Origin of the sequence: Verminephrobacter aporrectodeae subsp. tuberculatae At4 (genome assembly GCF_000193225.1) — a bacterium.
Lineage (GTDB): Bacteria > Pseudomonadota > Gammaproteobacteria > Burkholderiales > Burkholderiaceae_C > Acidovorax > Acidovorax aporrectodeae.
On the sequence record NZ_AFAL01000627.1, the window covers coordinates 1 to 321 of the forward strand.

Annotated in this window: 1 protein-coding gene; it reads right to left on the reverse strand. The window is 68.8% G+C overall.

The genetic code is table 11. The features are described from left to right. A partial coding sequence (locus tag VTU_RS33830) for an Ig-like domain-containing protein (protein WP_010107185.1) occupies positions 1–321 on the reverse strand: 321 nt, incomplete at both ends.

Sequence of the window (321 nt, forward strand, 5' to 3'; positions counted from 1 at the left end):
CGGCGTTCGCCGTGGGCGGGCTCAGCGTGCCGCTGGGGCACACGATGTCGCTGGTGTCAAAGTCGTTGACGGGCTCGTTGAAGCGGAAGCTGACTGTTGTGCTCTCGCCCGCGGTGAGCGCGCTGTCGGCCAGCGTGATGGTGGCCGTGGGGCGCTCGGTGTCCACGCTGTAGTTGGTGCTGACGGCGCTGCCGATCCCGGCATTGCCCGCTTCGTCGTGCACGCCGGCGAGGTTTACGCGGATGGTATTCACCGGGGCGCTGACGTTGGCCGTGGGCGTGAAGGTGGCCGTCCAGAGCGTGCGCTCGGTGTTCGCCGTGG